The organism is Methylobacterium sp. WL120 (assembly GCF_008039465.1).
GTDB classification, from domain to species: domain Bacteria; phylum Pseudomonadota; class Alphaproteobacteria; order Rhizobiales; family Beijerinckiaceae; genus Methylobacterium; species Methylobacterium cerastii.
Window position 1 is genome coordinate 1 of sequence record NZ_VRUT01000102.1, and the last position, 17846, is coordinate 17846.

Annotated in this window: 17 protein-coding genes; 14 read left to right on the forward strand and 3 right to left on the reverse strand. The window is 68.3% G+C overall.

Features of this window, described 5'->3' with window-relative positions; genetic code table 11:
- The first annotated feature begins 101 nt into the window (after positions 1-101).
- The 6 genes from FV229_RS17945 to FV229_RS17970 all read left to right on the forward strand — a co-directional run bounded on the left by FV229_RS17945 (position 102) and on the right by FV229_RS17970 (position 7272).
- Positions 102-1619, forward strand: a complete 1518-nt coding sequence (locus FV229_RS17945; RefSeq protein WP_147753268.1) for a DUF2336 domain-containing protein — start codon at positions 102-104, stop codon at positions 1617-1619.
- Positions 1620-1981: 362 nt separating this feature from the next.
- Positions 1982-3421, forward strand: coding sequence for a serine--tRNA ligase (gene serS / locus FV229_RS17950; protein WP_147753269.1), 1440 nt, complete (start codon positions 1982-1984; stop codon positions 3419-3421).
- Positions 3421-4185: a 5'/3'-nucleotidase SurE gene (gene surE / locus FV229_RS17955; RefSeq protein WP_147753270.1), complete on the forward strand. Its 765-nt coding sequence runs from the start codon at positions 3421-3423 to the stop codon at positions 4183-4185. The genes serS and surE overlap by 1 nt, the downstream gene beginning before the upstream one ends.
- A gap of 122 nt (positions 4186-4307) precedes the next feature.
- Positions 4308-5000 carry an alpha/beta hydrolase gene (locus tag FV229_RS17960; RefSeq protein ID WP_147753271.1) on the forward strand — a complete coding sequence of 231 codons (693 nt, stop codon included), beginning with the start codon at positions 4308-4310 and terminating at the stop codon, positions 4998-5000.
- Positions 4997-5665, forward strand: a complete 669-nt coding sequence (locus tag FV229_RS17965; protein WP_147753272.1) for a protein-L-isoaspartate O-methyltransferase — start codon at positions 4997-4999, stop codon at positions 5663-5665. The genes FV229_RS17960 and FV229_RS17965 overlap by 4 nt, the downstream gene beginning before the upstream one ends.
- A gap of 164 nt (positions 5666-5829) precedes the next feature.
- A complete protein-coding gene (locus FV229_RS17970; RefSeq protein ID WP_147753273.1) occupies positions 5830-7272 on the forward strand; it encodes a peptidoglycan DD-metalloendopeptidase family protein in 1443 nt (480 codons plus the stop codon).
- A gap of 57 nt (positions 7273-7329) precedes the next feature.
- Here the strand turns inward: FV229_RS17970 and FV229_RS17975 are convergent, their stop codons facing one another.
- From FV229_RS17975 to FV229_RS17985, 3 genes are read right to left on the reverse strand one after another with little or no spacing between them, the layout of a single operon-like run.
- The gene (locus FV229_RS17975; protein ID WP_147753274.1) at positions 7330-7683 is read right to left on the reverse strand and encodes a YidB family protein; all 354 of its coding nucleotides are present in this window, start codon (positions 7681-7683) and stop codon (positions 7330-7332) included.
- A 49-nt stretch (positions 7684-7732) separates the two neighbouring features.
- Positions 7733-8323 carry a YidB family protein gene (locus FV229_RS28585; RefSeq protein ID WP_348644189.1) on the reverse strand — a complete coding sequence of 197 codons (591 nt, stop codon included), beginning with the start codon at positions 8321-8323 and terminating at the stop codon, positions 7733-7735.
- Positions 8233-9108, reverse strand: a complete 876-nt coding sequence (locus tag FV229_RS17985; RefSeq protein ID WP_147753276.1) for an ATP-binding protein — start codon at positions 9106-9108, stop codon at positions 8233-8235. Before FV229_RS17985 ends, FV229_RS28585 begins: the two co-directional genes overlap by 91 nt.
- A gap of 131 nt (positions 9109-9239) precedes the next feature.
- Between FV229_RS17985 and FV229_RS17990 the strand changes: the two genes are divergently transcribed.
- From FV229_RS17990 to FV229_RS18025, 8 genes are all read left to right on the forward strand, one after another.
- Positions 9240-9638, forward strand: a complete 399-nt coding sequence (locus FV229_RS17990) for an MAPEG family protein (RefSeq protein WP_147753277.1) — start codon at positions 9240-9242, stop codon at positions 9636-9638.
- A gap of 134 nt (positions 9639-9772) precedes the next feature.
- Complete coding sequence (gene yajC / locus FV229_RS17995) at positions 9773-10108, forward strand: preprotein translocase subunit YajC (protein ID WP_147753278.1); 336 nt, start codon at positions 9773-9775, stop codon at positions 10106-10108.
- A 164-nt stretch (positions 10109-10272) separates the two neighbouring features.
- On the forward strand, positions 10273-11880 hold the full coding sequence (gene secD / locus FV229_RS18000; protein WP_147753279.1) for a protein translocase subunit SecD: 1608 nt from the start codon (positions 10273-10275) through the stop codon (positions 11878-11880).
- Between the two features lie 73 nt (positions 11881-11953).
- Positions 11954-12895 carry a protein translocase subunit SecF gene (secF, locus tag FV229_RS18005; RefSeq protein ID WP_147753280.1) on the forward strand — a complete coding sequence of 314 codons (942 nt, stop codon included), beginning with the start codon at positions 11954-11956 and terminating at the stop codon, positions 12893-12895.
- A gap of 1 nt (position 12896) precedes the next feature.
- On the forward strand, positions 12897-13286 hold the full coding sequence (locus FV229_RS18010; protein WP_147753281.1) for an MTH938/NDUFAF3 family protein: 390 nt from the start codon (positions 12897-12899) through the stop codon (positions 13284-13286).
- Entirely contained in the window at positions 13283-14176 is an 894-nt protein-coding gene (locus FV229_RS18015; protein WP_187275187.1) for a phytoene/squalene synthase family protein, read from the forward strand. Before FV229_RS18010 ends, FV229_RS18015 begins: the two co-directional genes overlap by 4 nt.
- 297 nt (positions 14177-14473) lie before the next feature.
- Positions 14474-15913, forward strand: a complete 1440-nt coding sequence (gene lpdA / locus FV229_RS18020) for a dihydrolipoyl dehydrogenase (RefSeq protein ID WP_147753283.1) — start codon at positions 14474-14476, stop codon at positions 15911-15913.
- 970 nt (positions 15914-16883) lie between these two features.
- Complete coding sequence (locus FV229_RS18025; protein WP_147753284.1) at positions 16884-17774, forward strand: metal-dependent phosphohydrolase; 891 nt, start codon at positions 16884-16886, stop codon at positions 17772-17774.
- Positions 17775-17846 lie beyond the last annotated feature (72 nt).

Sequence of the window (17846 nt, forward strand, 5' to 3'; positions counted from 1 at the left end):
GCGCTCGTCGACCCGCCGCTGCCGCCCCGCCGGCCCGCCGAATTCGCCGCGCGCCTCGCGGCCAACCCCAACGCGTCGTTGTTCACGAACCGGAGCGGCCCATGAACATCCGCCAGTTCCTCGCCTGCACCCAGTCCACCTCCGCCGGGCGCCGGGCCGAAGCCGCCTCGGCGCTGACGCGGGCCTACCTCTACGGCAACCTCGAGGCGGACGCCGCCTGGGAGGCCAAGACCGCGATCCTCGCCCTCCTCGACGACCCCGCGCCGGTGGTGCGCCGGGCCATGGCCGAGGCCTGCGCCGCCTCGGCCCGCGCCCCACGACCGCTGGTGGTGGCCTTGGCCTCCGACCAGACCGAGGTCGCCTGCCTGGTGCTGGCCTCCTCGCCGGTCCTCACCGACGCCGACCTCGTGGATGCGGCGGCGATGGGCTGCGAGACGATCCGCGCGACGATCGCGGCCCGCCACCACCTCTCGCACGCGGTCGCCGGAGCGCTGGCCGAGATCGGCGCCGCCGACACCCTCGCGGTGCTGGCGCGCAACCCGACCGCGCGCATCACCACCGGCCGGATGCTGCGCATGGTCGAGCGCCACGGCGGCGACGCGACCTTGCGCGAGGCGCTGCTCGAGCGCGCCGACCTGCCGATCGAGGTGCGCCACGCGGTCGGCGCACGGCTGGCGCGGAGCCTTTCGGCCTTCGTGACCGAGTGCGGCTGGCTCTCGGCCGACCGCAGCGCCCGGATGAGCCGCGAGGCCGGCGAGCGCAACGTGCTCGAGTTGTGCGAGGGCGCCGGCGCTGCCGCCACCGCGCGCATCGTCAAGCACCTGCGCACCACGGGCCAGCTCAACGCCGGCCTGATCCTGCGGGCGATCCTCTCGGGGCAGATGGCGTTCGCGGAAACCGCGTTCGCCGACCTGACCGGCCTGGAGCACGCCCGCGTCGGGACGCTGCTGCGCGAGCCGCGCGGGATCGCCGAGTTGCACCGCCGTTCCGGCCTCGCCGAAGCGCTGCTGCCGGCGGTGGTGGCCGCGCTCTCGGCCTGGCGCGAGGCCGCCGACGGCACCAGCACCTTGCGCGGCGTCGGCCTGTCGCGGCGCATGATCGAGCGGGCGATCACCGCCTGCGAGGACATGCCATTCTCTGAGATGCAGGGCGTGATGGCGCTGCTGACGCGCTACGAGGCCGAGGCCGCGCGCGACGAGGCCCGCACCGTCGCCCGCGCTATCGCCGAGGAGGCTCTGGCTCGCGAGGCTGCCCGCCGCGAGGCGGACGAGGCCGAGGCGGCCTGGCGCGCGGCGCAGCACGCGGTCGCGCGCGACGTCGAGCCCTACGACGGTGCCGAGGCGACGGCGCCGGACCACCTCGCCATCGATCCGCGCGACCGCATCGGCGACCGGTATCTGTGGGATGGCGCATTCCCGGAGGCGGACCTCTTCGCCGAGCGCGAGCGGCGCACCGACCCGGTCGGCGCCATCCTCGACGCGCTGCCCGAAGCGATCCTGGCGAGTTTCCGCGAGGAGCAGGAGCGCGTCCGCCTCGCCGCCGACGCCGAGGCTGCGCTCGACGCCCGGCCCGAGATCGACGGGGAAGAAGTGTTGGATCGCAGACGCCTCGCGGCCTGACCTGCGGAGATACGGATCGCGGGCGCCCGCCGACAGGCTTCGCGGCTCGCGGATCGCATTCGATCCCAGACCACTCCCGTCATCCCGGGGCTGCGCAGCAGAGCCCGGGGTCCAGAGCGCCGACAGTGCCAGGCGCGATCTCGACCTGCGAGTCTGGATTTCGGGCTCGCCTTCGGTGCCCCGGAATGACGGGGTGGGTTTCGGCAGCGGGCGCCGCCAAACGCCACGTTTCGATCCTCTGACCGGACGCAGCATGGATCGCGCCTGCTACGGACGCGCGGGCGCTCCATCGGCCGCCGCAGCCTTGTCGCGCGCGGAGCGATGCTGCAAAGCGTGCCCGTCCGCACGACCCGAGCCAGCCCATGCACGACATCCGCGCCATCCGGGACAACCCGGAAGCCTTCGACCGCGACCTTTCCCGTCGCGGCCTCGACTCGCTTTCGGCCGAGCTGATCGCGCTGGACGATGCGCGCAAAGCGGCCGTCTCGGCGGCGCAGGAGAACCAGGAGCGCCGCAACGCCCGCGCCAAGGAGATCGGCGCCGCCAAGAAGGCGAAGGACGAGGCCCGCGCGGCCGAATTGATGGCCGAGGTCGCCGGCTTGAAGGAGGTCGGACCGGCGCTCGAGAAGGCGCAGGCCGAGGCCGCCAAGACCCTCGACGACCGGCTTGCCGCAATCCCGAACCTCCCGAAAGCCGACGTGCCCGAGGGCGCCGACGAACACGGCAACGTCGAGTACCGCCGCTTCGCGTCCGCCCGCGCGGAACTGCCTGAGGGCCGCCAGCACTTCGAGCTCGGCGAGACGCTCGGCCTGATGGATTTCGAGGCCGCCACCAGGATTTCGGGCTCACGCTTCGTGGTGCTCAAGGGCCAGATCGCCCGGCTGGAGCGGGCGCTCGGCCAGTTCATGCTCGATCTGCACACGCAGGAGCACGGCTACCTGGAAGTCGCGCCGCCGATCCTGGTGCGCGACGAGGCGATGTTCGGCACGGCACAGCTGCCGAAGTTTCGCGATGATCAGTTTGCAGCAACACGCGACGCAGGCGCCATAGACCATGCGAAATTATTGCAAGATACTCTTAAGCGGGTAGCGCTTGAACTCGGAACAAGGCGATTGAGCGAACACTCCAACGATGTCCTTGAGGCTGCAATAGGTGCAAACTTAGCTACGCGCGGACTGGCGGATCAGCCAACCAATCTGTGGCTAATTCCCACGGCCGAAGTCCCGCTCACCAACCTCGTCCGCGAATCCATCCTCGCCGAGGACGAACTGCCCCTGCGCTTCACCGCCCTCACGCCCTGCTTCCGCGCGGAGGCCGGGGCGGCGGGGCGCGACACCCGCGGAATGCTGCGGCAGCACCAGTTCAACAAGGTCGAGTTGGTCTCGATCACCGCGCCCGAGAAGTCGGCCGAGGAGCACGAGCGCATGCTGTCCTGTGCGGAGGCCGTGCTGAAGAAGCTCGACCTGCCGTTCCGCACGATGACGCTCTGCACCGGCGACATGGGCTTCGCCAGCAAGAAGACCTACGACATCGAGGTCTGGATGCCGGGGCAGAAGACGTTCCGCGAGATCTCGTCCTGCTCGGTCTGCGGCGATTTTCAGGCGCGACGGATGAACGCCCGGTACCGTAAGGACGGCAAGCCCGCCTTCGTGCATACCCTGAACGGATCGGGCGTCGCGGTCGGCCGCGCGCTGATCGCGGTGATGGAGAACTACCAGAACCCGGACGGCAGCGTCACGATCCCGTCCGCGCTCGCGCCCTACATGGGCGGCCTCAACCGGATCGAAGGGCAGGCCACGTAATGCGCATTCTCGTCACCAACGACGACGGCATCCACGCGCCGGGCCTGGAGACGCTGGAGGGTATCGCCCGGACGCTGTCCGACGACGTCTGGGTGGTGGCGCCCGAGACCGACCAGTCCGGCGTCTCGCACTCGCTGTCGCTGAACGACCCGCTGCGCTTGCGCCACATCTCCGAGAAGCGCTTCGCGGTGAAGGGCACGCCGTCCGATTGCGTGATCCTCGGCGTGCGCCACATCCTGGCCGACCACGGCCCGGACCTCGTGCTGTCGGGGGTCAACCGCGGCCAGAACGTCGCCGAGGACGTGACCTATTCCGGCACCATCGCCGCCGCGATGGAGGGCACGATCCTCAACGTGCGCTCGATCGCCATGTCCCAGGCCTACGGGATCGGCGGCCGCGGGAACCTGAAATGGCAATGCGCCGCCCACCACGGCCCGATCGTCGTGAAGAAGATCCTGGAGACCGGGATCGAGCCGGGCATCGTGATCAACGTCAACTTCCCCGATTGCGAGCCCGACGAGGTCGCCGGCATCGCGGTGGCGGCGCAGGGCCAGCGCAACCAGGCGCTGCTCGCCATCGACGCGCGCACCGACGGGCGCGGCAACCCGTATTTCTGGCTCGCCTTCGCCAAGGCGCGGTTCGAGCCGGGCAACGGGTCCGACCTCAAGGCCATCGCCGAGAAGCGCATCTCGGTGACGCCGTTGCGCCTCGACCTCACCGACGAGCCGACGCTGACGCGCTTCGCGCAGGCTTTCGCGGAGTAGGTCCTCCGTAAGCTCCGACGGCGTTCTTCTCGTCCCTCACCCTCATCCTGAGGTGGAGGGTCGGGGAGCAGGCCGATCGACCCGGCGGAGCGGTCACGTCCCAAAGCGGAGCTCCCTTCCCCATGAGCCTCGTCCTCATCCCCGGCTACATGGCCGACGCCAGCCTGTGGGACGACATGGCCGAGGCGCTGGCGCCGGCCGGCCCGATCCACCACGCGAGCCTCGCCCACGACGACACGATCCCCGAGATGGCGCGGCGGCTGCTCGCCGAGGCGCCACCGCGCTTCGTGCTCGTCGGGTTCTCGATGGGCGGCTACGTCGCCCGCGATGCGACGCGGCTCGCGCCGGAGCGGGTGCGCGGGCTGGTCCTGGTCGCGACCTCATCGCGCTCCGACTCCCGGCAGCAGGCGGTGGCCAAGCGCCTCGCGATCGAGGGCGTCGAGGCGGGAGAGTTCGGAGGCCTGAGCCGGGCGGCGGCCGCCGCCTCGGTGCACCCCGACCGAGCCGGCGACGCGGCGCTGATCGAGCGCATCCGCGCGATGGGGCGGCGCCTCGGACGCGAGGCCTTCCTGCGCCAGTCCCGGCTGCAACGCGTCGGCGACGAGGGCCGGCTCGGCGCCATCACCTGCCCGGCCCTGGTGATCGCTGCGGGCCGCGATCGCCTGCGCAGCGTCGCAGAATCGGAGGAGCTGCGTGACGGCATCAGGGGCGCAACGATGGCGGTCGTCGCGGAGGCCGGCCACATGCTGCCGATCGAGGCGCCGGACGCCCTGGCGGCGCTGATCCTCGCCTGGCTCCGCGACCTGCCGCCATGACCGGGCCGGACGACGAACGGGACGGCGCGGGGCTGAGCGGCCATGACGGCCTCGGCGGGGCGATCGAGAATGCGGCCTTCGTGCTGGCGCTTCGCGGGCGCGGCACCCGCGACACGGCGGTGCTGCGGGCAATGGAGCAGGTGCCGCGGGCAGCCTTCGCGCCTGCCGCGTACCGACACCTCGCCCGGCGCGACCTGCCGCTGCCGCTGCCCTGCGGGGCGGCGATGACCGCTCCGAGCACGGTGGCGACGATGCTGGCGCTGCTGAGGGTCGAGGCGGGGATGCGCATCCTCGAGATCGGCACCGGGTCCGGCTACGTCACGGCGCTGCTGCTGCAGCTCGGCGCCGAGGCCGTGACGAGCCTGGAGCGCTACGCGACGCTGGTGGCCCAGGCGCGCGCGAACATCGGCGGACGGGCCCGGATCGTCCAGGGCGACGGCCTCGCCGAGATGGAAGAGGGCGGCTTCGACCGCATCCTCGTCAACGGCGCCGTGTCGGCGCCCCCGCCCGGCTGGGGCGCGGCGCTGAACCCGGGCGGGCGCTTCGTCGCCGGATCGGAAGGCGGGCTGATGGTGGCCGAGCCGCGCGGGCAGGGCCTCGCCATCGAGCCGGGACCGCGGCTGCGCCTCGCGCCGCTGGTGCCGGGGCGGGCGGTCGCGCTTTAACCAAACCCGTTCACCGCCACGATGACGGTAAGCATTCCTAAGCGGCGATTCGAAGAGCGAAATGGTGCTCGCGCGGCCGTGAACGTGGTGAACGGGAACGGTTGTTTAACCTGAATCCGGCTTTCATGGGCTCATCAAGTTGCGTCAGGCAAACGGGTGCGTCGATGCGGGTTCGCGGGACTGGTCGGAGGATGAAGACGCTGTCGCGCTTCGCTCTCATCGGAGTTATCGGCAGCGGTGCCGCCGCCTGCTCGTCGGACGCATCGCGTCTCGACAACCCCTTCACAAATCCGTTCGCCTCGAACATGGCGAGCGAGCCGGCGGCGACGGGGAGCCTGCCGGACATGCCGTCGGCGCCGCCGATCCGCACCGGCCGGATCCAGTCCGAGGCGCTCGGCTCACCGATGGCGATCTCGCCCCGGCCCGGCCCGGTGGCCGCCCGCGTGCCGACCCAGCCGATGGCGCAGACCACCCGCGTCGCCTCCACCGGCAACCCCGGCTGGAACGCGCAGGGCGGCACCACCATCACCGTCGCCCCGAACGACAGCCTCAATCAGATGTCGACGCGCTTCGGCGTGCCGGCCTCGGCGATCCTGTCGGCCAACGGCTTGACCAACGCGAGCCAGGTGACGCCCGGCCGCCAGCTCGTCATCCCGGTCTACAGCGCCTCGGGCATGAACCCGGCGGCGGCCCCGATGACGGCGCGGGCCGTTCCCGCCGCCCCCTCGGAGCGGATCAAGGCCGCCGAGACCAAGCGCCAGGATGACGCCAAAGACGCGGCGAAGGCCGAGGCCAAGCGCAAGGAAGCGGCCAAGGAGGCGCAGAAGGAGGCCGAGGCCAAGAAGCTCGCCGACAAGCGCGCCGATGAGAAGGCCCGCAAGGAGGTCGCCGCCAAGGAGGCGGACGCTAAGAAGCACCATGTCCGCCCCGGCCAGGTCGCCAAGGCCGACGCGAAGCCCGACGCCAAGACGGACACCAAGGCCGACGTGAAGGCAGAAGCCGCGCGCAAGACCGAGGCCGAGGCCAAGCAGGCCAAGGCGGATGCCGCCAAGGACGCGGCGAAGAAGGTCGCCGAGGCCAAGGCCACCAAGGCGGCGTCCGAGAAGGCCGCCGCCGACAAGGTGGCTTCGGACAAGGCCGCGGCGGAGAAGGTCGCCGCCAAGCCGGAGCCGGCGAAGGCCGTCGCGACCGCGAAGGTCGAGCCCGCCAGCACCGGCTCGGTCGCCGCCGCGGCGGCGGACCAGACCTTCCGCTGGCCCGCCAAGGGCCGGGTGATCTCGGGCTACGGCTCCTCGGGCAACGAGGGCATCAACATCGCGGTGCCCGAGGGCACGTCGGTGAAGGCCGCCGAGGACGGCACCGTCGCCTATGCCGGCTCGGACGTGAAGGGCTACGGCAAGCTCGTGCTGGTGCGCCATGCCAACGGCTACGTGTCGGCCTACGCCCACAACGGCGAGCTCGACGTGAAGCCCGGCGAGAAGGTGAAGCGCGGCCAGACGATCGCCAAGTCCGGCGCGTCCGGCAACGTGACCTCGCCCCAGCTGCACTTCGAGATCCGCAAGAGCGGCGCACCGATCGATCCGATGTCGCAGCTCGCGAGCAACTGAGCGTCAGGCCTCTGCACCAAGTCGGAGGGCGGCCCGCGAGGGCCGCCTTTTTCCGTTTCAGCTGCTCGGCGTCTGGAGCGTCCCGTCGGGGCTGTGATGATCGACCGCCGCGGGGAGCACCTTCGCCAGCACCGCCAGGACCTGGTCGGTCGGGATGCCGAGCTTGTCTGCGATCCGGCGGACCTGCTCGTTGTCCATCACCTTGCGCAGGTCCTCCGCCGTGATCGGCTCGTTCGCGCCGCGGCCGAGCCAGGAATTCACCTGGGTGGCGTAGCCCGAATTCTGGAGCTGGCTCAGAAGGCCCTGGACGCCGCCCGGCAGCACACGCTCGATGATCGAGGGTAGCGCCTCGATGGCGGCCTGGCCAAGGCTACCGTCGAGGGTGTTCTTCAGGGTGTCGAACAGGCTCATCGCTCAGGCTCCTCGCCGAATCGCGCGGCACTCTAGCCGGCAGCAGGGATCAGGCCACCTGCGTCGAGAATTGCCGCTGCGGCGCAAGGGTGCCGTCCCGGCTCTGCCGGTCGACGGCGCCGGGCAGGAACTCGGCCAGGGCCGTGGGCACCCGGGCCTCCGGGACGCCGAGATCGGCGGCGAAGCGCGTCAGCGCCTCCGGCGAGAGCAAGGCGGCGTAGGCGCCCGCGGGCAGGGCGACGTTGGCGCCCGATCCGAGCCAGGAGGAGACCGCCGCGCCGTGGCCGGCCTCGCGGAGCCTGTCGAGGAAGGCCGGAAGGCCGCCGGGGTGGATCTTGGCGAAGGCCATCGGTAGCCCGTCTCCGCCGATAGCATCAATGCGTGCCTCGGCGCGAGCGAGCGCGTCCCGGAACATGTCGAACAACCCCATGACGTCAGCCCATTCCCCAACAGCCGTCCGCCGGAAGGCGGAGAGCATCGAGAATGCAAGCTCGGGCGCAGGCGACGCACGACAAGCACCTGCGGCGACGAAGCGAAAAAGAATAGCGCTCAGTCGAGGGTGCGGCCGAGACGTCCGGCGAGGTCCTGGATGAATTGGAAGGCCGTGCGGCCGGAGCGCGACCCGCGGGTGGTCGCCCATTCCAGTGCCTCGGCCCTCAGCGCGTCGGGCTCCACCGGTAGCGCGTAGCGCTCGGCGTAGGCGTGGATCATCGCCAGGTACTCGTCCTGGCTGCACTTGTGGAACCCGAGCCAGAGGCCGAAGCGGTCCGAGAGCGAGACCTTTTCCTCCACCGCCTCGCCGGGGTTGATCGCGGTGGAGCGCTCGTTTTCGACCATCTCGCGGGCGAGCAGATGCCGCCGGTTGGAGGTGGCGTAGAACAGCACGTTGCCGGGCCGCCCCTCGATGCCGCCGTCGAGCGCCGTCTTGAGCGACTTGTACGAGGTGTCGTCGCCGTCGAACGAGAGGTCGTCGCAGAACACCACCCAGCGATGCGGGTCGGGGCGCAAAGTCGCCATCAGGTCGGGCAGCGCCTCGATATCCTCGCGGTGGATCTCGACGAGTTTCATCGGCAAAGCGCCTGCGGCGCGGCGGGCGTTGATCTCGGCGTGCACCGCCTTGACGAGCGACGACTTGCCCATGCCGCGGGCGCCCCAGAGCAGCGCGTTGTTGGCAGGCAGCCCGCGCGCGAAGCGCTCGGTGTTCTCGGCCAGCGTGTCGCGCGCCCGATCGATGCCGGTGAGCAGCCCCATCTCGACGCGATTCACCCGCGTCACCGGGATCAGACGGCGCTCCGGTCCCCACAGGAAGGCGTCGGCCGCGCTCATGTCGGCCTCGACCCGCGCGGGCGGGGCGGCTCGCTCGAGGGCGGTCGCGATGCGCTCCAACAGGGGGAGCAGCGTGTCCAGGGTGGTTGCTTGTGTCATGGCCAATGGGTTCGGGTGGGCCGCGGATCGCCCGGGCCTACGCGCGCAAAGTCCTTGCTGCAACCAGGTGGCCGGCTGCAACGTCGCGGGCCGACCCGCGTTGTTGGCGCGACCTCGACCGGAGCCGACCTTTGATCTTCCCAGCCACCACCGCCCTGTTCGCCGGCCTGCTCGGCCTGCTCTTCATCGGCCTCTCCGCCTGGGTGATGGGCGGGCGCGTGAGAGGCAACGTCCTCCTGGGCGACGGCGGCAAGGACACGCTGCAGCGGCGCATCCGCTCGCACGGCAACTTCTCCGAATACGTGCCGATGGCGCTGGGCCTCGTCGCCCTGCTTGAGGCCGGCGGGACCCGGCACTGGATCGTGGTGTCACTGCTGACGATCCTGCTCGTCGCGCGCCTGCTGCATCCCGTCGGCATGCTTGCGCCGGAGAACTCGCCGCGCCAGTTCGCCTGCCGCGGCGGCGGCATCATCGCCACGCTGCTGGTGACGCTCGTGGCGGCGATCCTGCTGATCATCCGCGCGATCTGAGCGCGATCTGAGACCTGGGGGCCGCCCGGCGTTGCTTTCGGGACGCCCCTGGCTATAGTCCGCGCGCTTTCAGACAGGCCCGGCGACGCTTTCGACAGGCGCGCTCGGGCCTAATGTCACATGAGGAGACGCGCTTGATCACCCCCGCCTTCGCGCAAGGGGCCGGCACCGTTGCCGGCGGAGCCGAGATCGCCTTGCAGGTGGTTCCTTTCGTCCTCATCTTCGTGATCATGTATTTCTTGATCCTGCGGCCGCAGCAAAGGCGGGTCAAGGATCATCAGGCCCTGGTCAAGAACGTCCGCCGCGACGACACGATCGTCACCAACGGCGGCCTCGTCGGCCGGGTCGTGAAGGTGATGGACGAAGCCTCCGAGATCGAGGTGGAGATCGCGCCGAACGTCCGGGTCAAGGTGGTGCGCACCATGATCTCCGAGGTTCGCGTCAAGGGCGGGCCGGTCAAGGCCGCCTAGGGCGCTCTCCGCCGAAGCGAGTCCCGGTTCGGCGTTGGAGACCTCGGCACGGCAACAGCTCGGAGCCGTTCCCGATCGCGTCGCGACCAGGACAGGCTTCAGACCCGCCGGATCAGGATGCCGCGGCAAGTCCCCGGCAGGACTGCAGAAAACAGAGTCGGCGGATGTTGCGCTTTTCCCGTACCAAGATCATCGCGACCCTCGTCGCCATCCTGATCGGCCTAAGCCTCGCGGTCCCGAGCTTCTTCTCGGCCGACCAACGCAAGGGCTTCATGGCCGCGCTGCCGAGCTGGTTCCCGGCCTGGATCGTGCCGAGCCGTGCGATCGTCCTCGGCCTCGACCTGCAGGGCGGCTCGCAGCTGCTGCTGGAGGTCGACCAGACCGAGCTCGTCGCCTCCCAGGCCAAGGGACTGCGTGACGAGGTCCGCGGCGTGCTTCAGCGCGAGAACGTGCGGGCGGATGGCGGCATCGGCATCCTCCAGCGCGGCGTCCAGGTCCGCATCGCCGACGCGGCGGCGCGTGCCAAGGTGATGCCGAAGCTGCAGGAGCTGGCGCAGCCGATCTCGAACCCGCTCGTCGGCCAGACCGGCGGCCGCACCCTCGACATCAACGAGCAGCCCGACGGCCTGATCCGCCTCGCCCTCACCGATGCGGGCATCAACGAGCGCACCCGCCGCGCCGTGACCCAGGGCATCGAGGTCATCCGCCGCCGCCTCGACTCGACCGGCACGCTGGAGCCCTCGATCCAGCAGCAGGGCGCCGACCGCATCCTGATCCAGGTTCCCGGCCTGCAGGACCCGGAGCGCCTGGAGGCGCTGCTCGGCAAGACCGCCAAGCTCGAGTTCCGGATGATCTCCGACAACCCGGCCGGCGACGTGGACATGCTGCCCTCGCGCGACGAGCGCGGCGCCAAGGTGGCGGTGGAGCGTCGCGTCATGGCCGACGGCGGCGACCTCACCGACGCGCAGCCGGCCTTCGACCAGCAGACCCACGAGCCGATGGTGAGCTTCAAGTTCAACCTGAAGGGCGCCCAGCGCTTCGGCCAGGCGACCTCGGAGAACGTCGGCCGCCGCATGGCGATCGTGCTCGACAACGAGGTGGTCTCGGCTCCGGTGATCCGCAGCGCGATCACCGGCGGCTCCGGCCAGATCACTGGCAACTTCTCGGTGCAGCAGGCCAACGACCTGTCGATCCTGCTGCGCGCCGGCGCGCTGCCGGCGAAGTTCACCGTGGTCGAGCGCCGGGTCGTCGGGCCGGGTCTCGGCAGCGACTCGATTCGCGCCGGCAAGATCGCCACCGGCGTCGCCGGGCTCCTCGTCGTCGCCTTCATGTTCCTGACCTACGGCACCTTCGGCTTCATCGCGAACATCGCCCTCATCGTCCACGTCGGGCTCATCCTCGGCCTGATGTCGGTGCTCGAGGCCACCATGACGCTGCCCGGCATCGCCGGCATCGTGCTCACCATCGGCACGGCGGTGGATTCCAACGTGCTGATCTACGAGCGCATGCGCGAGGAGCATCGCGCCGGGCGCTCCCTCGTCTCCGCGCTGCAGGCCGGCTTCGACCGGGCGTTCGCGACCATCATCGACTCGAACTCGACCATGGCGATCGCCGCGCTGATCCTGTTCTTCCTCGGCTCCGGCCCGGTGAAGGGTTTTGCCGTGGTGTTCATCCTCGGCATCCTCACCACCGTCATCACCGCGGTGACGCTGACGCGGATGATGATCGCGGTATGGTACAAGTCGTTCCGGCCCAAAGCCCTGCCGTTCTGAGATCGTCGCCGCTCCGCACGTCGTCCGTTCAGGGGAGCCGATCGTCGCTTCCCGACCGTAAGGTCCTTTGAAAATGCGCCTGCTTCGCCTCTGGCCCGATGAGTCGCACTTCGACTTCATGCGCTTCCGTCGCGTGAGCTTCCCGCTCTCGGCGATCCTGTCGGTGGCGACCGTGGTGCTGTTCCTCACCGTCGGCCTGAACTACGGCATCGACTTCAAGGGCGGCACGCTGGTCGAGCTGCAGGCGAAGTCGGGCACCGCCGACGTCGGCGAGATCCGCCACACGGCCGCCGGCTTCGGCTTCGGAGAGCCCGAGGTACAGGAGCTCGGCAACCAGGGCACCGTGTTGGTGCGCCTGCCGCTGCAGCCCGGCGAGCAGGGCCAGACCGCGGTGATGAACAAGGCGCACGGCGCCTTCGACAAGGATTACGAGTTCCGCCGCACCGAGACCGTCGGCCCCCGCGTCTCGGGCGAGCTGGTGCAGTCGGGCACCCTCGGCGTCGTGCTCTCGGTGGTAGCGGTGCTGCTCTATCTGTGGTTTCGCTTCGAGCGCGAGCTGGCGCTCGGCGCCATCGTCGGCACGCTGCACGACATCGTGCTGACCATGGGCGTGTTCATCATCACCCGCATCGAGTTCAACATGACCTCGATCGCGGCGATCCTCACCATCGTCGGCTACTCGCTGAACGAGACCGTGGTGGTGTTCGACCGGACCCGCGAGCTGATGCGCCGGTACAAGACCATTCCCACCGACGAGCTGCTCAACCTGTCGATCAACTCGACCATGTCGCGCACGGTGATGACCTCGGTCTCGGCCTTCCTATCGCTGCTGGCGCTGGTGCTGTTCGGCGGCGAGGCGATCCGCGGGTTCGCGGTGGTGATGCTGTGTGGCGTTGTGATTTGCACTTACTCTGCCATCTTCGTTTCCACACCCAGTCTCATTTATCTCGGTCTGATGCTCTCGGGCACCAAGGCCCAGGCCGCCCGCGGGCGCCTGCCGCAGGCTGCGGAGTAGGATGGCCGAGCTCGACGGCTTCGAGCAGGGTTTCCTGCCCGGCCGCCACCTCATCGACGCCTACGGCAACGGCGGCTTCCGCTTCGGCGAGATGTCGCACCGCGGCTCGATCCTGGCGCTGCCCTCGGGCGTCCGCGCCTGGGCCGTGACGGAGGGGAGGGCGATCGACCGCACCGCGTTGCGCCCGGTTCAGGCCGAATCGGCGGAGATCGAGCTGCTGCTCGTCGGCACGGGCCTCGACATCGTGCCGCTGCCACCCGATCTTCGGGCATGGCTCAAGGACAACCGGATCGGTCTCGACGTGATGCAGACCGGCGCGGCGGCGCGCACGTACAACATCCTGGTGGCGGAGAACCGCAAGGTGGCGGCGGCCCTGATCGCGGTCGCGTGAGCGACGCGCCGGATCGGGCGGACGCACGAGAGGATGGGCTCGGCGGCCTCGCCTTCGCCTTCCGCCATTGCGAGGACCTCGTCCGCGCCGGCGACCCGGACCGCTACTTCGCGACCCTGTTCGCGCCCCAAGGCGCCCGCCCGCACCTCTTCGCCCTCTACGCCTTCAGCCTGACGATCGCGCGGGTGCGCGAGGCCGCCTCGAACCCGATGGCCGGCGAGATCCGCCTGCAATGGTGGCGCGACGCGCTCCAGGGCGAGGCCCGCGGCGACGTGAAGGCCAACCCCGTGGCCGCCGCGCTGCTGGACGCGATCGTCGCCCGCCGCCTCGGGCGCCAGCCCTTCGTCGACCTGATCGACGCCCGCGTGTTCGACCTCTACGACGACCCGATGCCCCGGCTGAACGACCTGGAGGGCTATTGCGGCGAGACCGCCTCGGCTTTGTTCCGGCTCGCCAGCCTGATCCTGTGCGACGGCGCGGAGCCGGGCGGTGCCGCCGCCGCGGGCCATGCGGGCGTGGCCTACGGCATCACCGGGCTGCTGCGGGCGCTGCCGTGGCACGCCCGCGGCGGACAGGTCTACCTGCCGGCCGACGTGTTCCGCGCCCACGGCGTCACCCGCGAGGACATCGTCACCGGCCGCGGCGGGCCGGGCTTGCGCGGCGCCTGCGCGGACCTCCGCGCCGACGCCCGCCGGCACCTGGCCGCCTACGAGGCCGAGAGGGCGACGATCCTGCCCGCGGCCCGCGCCGCCTTCCTGCCGCTCGCCCTGGTCGAGGGCTACCTCGCCGCCATGGAGCGCCCGGGCTACGACCCGCTCAACACGCCGATTGAGACCGCCCGCTGGCGCCGCCTGTGGCGGCTGTGGCGCGGATCGCGCGCGGCCGGGTAGGGCGAGACGCGCTCCCTCTCCCAGGGGGAGAGGGTTGGGGTGAGGGGCGTGACCTCTCCGGACGAGTTTCGCCCCTCATCCTGTCCTTCTCCCCATCCAAGTCGGGCTTGCCCGATTTGGACACCAGAATAGCCGATCTCGGGCAAGCCCGAGATCGGCGGGAGAAGGGACCCGCGCTCACCCTGCCCAACGAGAGGTCGCTGCGATGTAACCCCCCGCCGCCGCCCCGCGTTGGCGCCCGCAGATTCCTCGTCTACGTTCCTCTCCAAGACGCTCCAGGGAAGAAACCAGACGCTCATGGCCGACACCTACGACGTGCTCATCATCGGCGCCGGCCCCGGCGGCTACGTCACCGCGATCCGTGCGGCGCAGCTCGGGTTCAAGACCGCGGTGGTGGACCGGGAGCACCTCGGCGGCATCTGCCTGAACTGGGGCTGCATCCCGACCAAGGCGCTGCTGCGCTCGGCCGAGATCTACCACTACATGCAGCACGCCTCCGATTACGGGCTCTCCGCCAAGGAAGTCTCGTTCGACACCGCGGCGATCGTGAAGCGCTCGCGCGGGGTCTCGTCGAAGCTGAACGGCGGCGTCGGGCACCTGCTGAAGAAGAACAAGGTCGACGTGATCTGGGGCGAGGCCACGGTCGATTCGGTCGCCAAGGGCAACGGCGCCGGCCAGGTGACGGTGAAGGAGACCACCCGCGCCCCCGCGCCGAAGGGGGCGCTGGCCGCCGGCACCTACTCGGCCAAGCACATCATCGTCGCCACCGGCGCGCGGCCGCGCGCGATCCCCGGCATCGAGCCCGACAAGAAGCAGATCTGGACCTACTACGAGGCGATGGTGCCGGAGACGATGCCGAAGTCGCTCCTGGTGATGGGCTCGGGCGCGATCGGCATCGAGTTCGCCTCGTTCTACGCCACCATGGGCGCGGCGGTGACGGTGGTGGAGCTGCTGCCGCAGATCCTGCCGGTGGAGGATCCCGAGATCGCCGGCATCGCCCGCAAGCGCTTCGAGAAGCAGGGCATCAAGATCCTCACCGGCGCCAAGGTGACGAAGGTCGAGAAGGGCGCCGACTCGGTCACCGCCACCATCGAGGGCGGCGACGGCAAGGTGCAGCAGATCACGGCGGAAAAGCTGATCTCGGCGGTGGGCGTGGTCGGCAACATCGAGAACCTCGGGCTGGAGAAGCTCGGCGTCGCCATCGAGCGCGGCATCGTCGTCACCGACGGGTTAGGGCGCACCAACGTGCCCGGCCTCTACGCCATCGGCGACGTCGCCGGCCCGCCGATGCTCGCCCACAAGGCCGAGCACGAGGGGGTGATCTGCATCGAGACGATCAAGGGCCTGCACACCCACCCGATGGACAAGGCCAAGATCCCGGGCTGCACCTACTGCCAGCCGCAGATCGCCTCCGTCGGCCTCACCGAGGCCAAGGCCAAGGAGCAGGGCTTTGCCGTGAAGGTCGGCCGCTTCCCCTTCGCCGGCAACGGCAAGGCGATCGCGCTCGGCGAGCCGGACGGCCTGATCAAGACGGTGTTCGACGCCAAGACCGGCCAGCTGCTCGGCGCCCACATGGTCGGCGCCGAGGTGACCGAGCTGATCCAGGGCTACGTCGTCGCCATGAACCTCGAGACCACCGAGGAAGACCTGATGCACACGGTCTTCCCGCACCCGACGCTGTCCGAGATGATGCATGAGAGCGTGCTGGATGCTTATGGGAAGGTGATCCATACTTAGCATCGGGACCTTAAGAGACAGCCGCGATATTACAAAACAATAAGGCGGACGTCTCATTATCACGCATTAATTTCTGATAAACGCCGCATTACTTGTTAAATACATTCTTTGTTACATCAGTAAGAAAATTCCCCGCGACACTTATGATCAAGCCAAGAATCACAGCGCCAAAGATGAATTTTAGAGTATTTTTGCGATAAGCTGAGGTTTTCTTACCGTACCCGAAATTAAATACCATGCGAGGCAATAGATAAAGCTTTATAGGGAACAATATGATTAGCCATACAACGATTGGAATGGCGAGTATCCAAAATGCATTGCTGCCAACTGCTGGAACGCTAGAGTAAGTTAGAAACAATATTGAAGATATTACTCCTAACAAAACAGCAGATAGATAATTTAATATGTCAGAAAAATATAGAAAACTATACCATGTCTTACATGACCGAAAGATGTCTAACATTTCGTGCCTGAGCGTCAATACTTACTCCCTTGGACCAGAGGCCTCAAAATCAAAAGATTTTATGATTCCGTGATCGGAGAAACTAAACCGTACTGAGTATATCATAGATTGTGAAACGTAGTTATTTTCATATATAGATATTCGATTAATATTGCTTGTTAGGTTATTCGTGTCCTCTAATATCTCATCAATTATTGTTGATTTCGTTCCAATATTATTCTTGAATTGAACTTGTACCTCAACGTCTTTCCGGCAAAACCGGGATAGCGCATGTGAAATTCTTCGGAGAATTGACTCATCGACGCTAAGCGCCCAATATTCATTTAACCTAATTGTATTAGTTGGCATACTTGATAATCCTATGAATAAATCGCGATGCCTGATACGATAATGTTGATTTCATCAATGGACTGATTTTATGATATTGATATTCAATACTCGTTCTAAAATCAAGATGCTATAAAGGATAATTTCATTAAGTCTATCAGATTAGTTTAGGTTGCACAAATGCTCGACGCGACAAAGCTTCTCGCCAACGCCCTCGGCGAGCACCTCGCCCTGATCTACCGGCGCACCTTCGGCAGCCGGGAGCCGGGCTATGTCGAGGTGATCGAGGAATCGGCGCGGCTGACCATCGAGCGGATCGCGCAGAGCGACGCGCTCTATCACGATGCCGACCACACCACCCTGGTGACGCTGGTGACCCAGGACATCCTGCGCGGCCGCTTCGTGGCGCAGGGGGTGTCGCCGCGGGACTGGCTGCACGCGATCCTGGCCGCGCTCTACCACGACATCGGCTACGTCCGCGGCGTCTGCGCCGGCGACACGCGCACCCGGTTCGTGATCGACCGGGCCGGCACCACCGTCGGGCTGCCGCGCGGGGCGTCCGATGCCGGGCTCACGGCGCACCACGTCGAGCGCTCGAAGATCGCGGTGTGGGAGCGCTTTGCTACCCACGAGTTCGTCGACGCCGGCCGCGTGGCACGCGCGATCGAGCTGACGCGCTTCCCCGTACCCGACGACAGCGACCACGCCGAGACCGCCACGGAAGCCGGGCTGATGCGCGCGGCCGACCTCATCGGCCAGCTCGGCGATCCGCTCTATCCGCGAAAGCTCAACGCGCTGTTCCACGAGCTGCGCGAGGCGGGCCTGTGCGAACCGCTCGGCTACGTCGACCCGGCCGATCTGGCCGAGCGCTACCCGAGCTTCTTCTGGGGCAAGGTCGAGCCGGTGATCGGCGACGCCATCCGGGCGCTGGACCTCACCGTGGAGGGACGGCGCTGGGTCGCCAACCTCTACGCCCACGTCTTCGCGATCGAGCACGACCGCCGCCGCATGGGGCCGCATCCCGGTTCGCCCGAATCCCCCACTTTGCCGCCCCTCTTGACCGAACCTTGACCGATCTGGTGTGTTCTCGTTCTGTTCTCACAGCGAGTTGCACCCCATGCCCGCCGCCGCCCAACCCCGCCC